Raw genomic sequence first — 1,657 nt, 5'->3', positions numbered from 1 at the left:
CCGCGACCAGTCGCCGGGCGGCCGCCAGGATCGCCTCGCGGTTGCCGGCGAGGCGCTTTTCCATCCGTTCCGAGCGTTTGTAGGCCATGGAATGATTCTATGTTCAATTTTTGAATTTGTATTCACTTCTTTGCACGGACCCGTTAGGCTGCGCGCAACCGCCCGTGCTGACGGCCTCTCCCGTCATCCCCACCCCGGAGCGCCCCTCGCCAAGCAGTTCTGGAGCCGCCCCCATGCATATCCCCTCCCTGTCCTTCGATCTCGGCGAAGAGATCGACATGCTGCGCGAAAGCGTGGCGCAGTTTGCCGCGGCACATATCGCGCCGCTGGCCGCCGACGCCGACGCGACCAACCATTTTCCCAACCAGCTCTGGCGCCAGCTCGGCGAGCAGGGCCTGCTGGGCATGACCGTGGAAGAGCAGTACGGCGGCAGCGGCATGGGCTATCTGGCGCACGTGGTGGCGATGGAAGAAATCTCGCGCGCCTCTGGCGGTATCGGCCTGTCCTACGGCGCGCATTCCAACCTGTGCCTCAACCAGCTGCGAAAGAACGCCAGCGAGGCGCAGAAGCACAGGTACCTGCCCAAGCTGTGCAGCGGCGAACACGTCGGCGCGCTGGCGATGAGCGAACCGGGCGCCGGCTCGGACGTGGTGTCGATGAAGCTGCGCGCCGAGCTGCGCGGCGACCACTACGTGCTCAACGGCAACAAGATGTGGATCACCAACGGCCCCGATGCCGATGTGCTGGTTGTCTATACCAAGACCGACCCGGACGCCGGTTCGCGCGGCATCACCGCCTTCATCATCGAGAAGGGCATGAAGGGCTTCTCCACCGCGCAGAAGCTGGACAAGCTCGGCATGCGTTCGTCCAACACCTGCGAACTGGTGTTCCAGGATTGCGAAGTGCCGGTCGAGAACGTGCTCGGCCAGGTTGGCGGCGGCGTGAAAGTGCTGATGTCCGGGCTGGACTACGAACGCGTGGTGCTCTCCGGCGGCCCGCTGGGCCTGATGGCCGCGGCACTGGATGTGGTGCTGCCGTACGTGCACGAGCGCAAGCAGTTCGGCGAGGCGATCGGCACGTTCCAGCTGATCCAGGCCAAGCTGGCCGACATGTACGTCGGATTCAACGCCTGCCGCGCCTATGTGTACGCGGTGGCCAAGGCCTGCGACCAGGGCCGGACCACACGCCAGGACGCGGCCGGCGCGATCCTGTATTCGGCCGAGAAGGCCACCTGGGCCGCGGGTGAGGCGATCCAGATCCTCGGCGGCAACGGCTACATCAACGAGTACCCGGCCGGACGTTTGTGGCGCGACGCCAAACTGTACGAGATCGGCGCCGGCACTTCGGAGATCCGCCGCATGCTGATCGGCCGCGAACTGTTCCAGCGCACAGCGTGATGGCGCTTGATCGCCTTCCCCGGAAACCGGTGAAGCGATCCGAACACCATACCCTCGCGCCCATGCGGCAACCGACATGCTCCATGCACCCTCAGGATTCCGGCCATGACCGTACTCACCTCCCAGCTGCAACCCGGCAGTGACAGCTTCGAAGCCAATCGCACCGCGATGCAGGCCCAGGTCGATGATCTGCGCGCCACCCTGACGGCCACCGCCCGCGGCGGCAGCGATGCGGCGCGGGCCAAACACACTGCGCGCGG

The 1,657-nt window shown here is 65.7% G+C and carries 1 protein-coding gene; it reads left to right on the top strand.

Annotation, left to right across the window (positions count from 1 at the left end; translation table 11 throughout):
• The first annotated feature begins 233 nt into the window (after window positions 1-233).
• Window positions 234-1,397, top strand: a complete 1,164-nt coding sequence (locus JCM9942_RS15360; protein WP_054660718.1) for an isovaleryl-CoA dehydrogenase — start codon at window positions 234-236, stop codon at window positions 1,395-1,397.
• Window positions 1,398-1,657: the final 260 nt, after the last annotated feature.

This window comes from Stenotrophomonas pictorum JCM 9942 (genome assembly GCF_001310775.1).
Classification (GTDB): Bacteria; Pseudomonadota; Gammaproteobacteria; order Xanthomonadales; family Xanthomonadaceae; genus Stenotrophomonas; species Stenotrophomonas pictorum.
The sequence above is the reverse complement of the archived record's forward strand: the minus strand, read 5'-3'. Positions and strand labels throughout refer to the sequence as shown.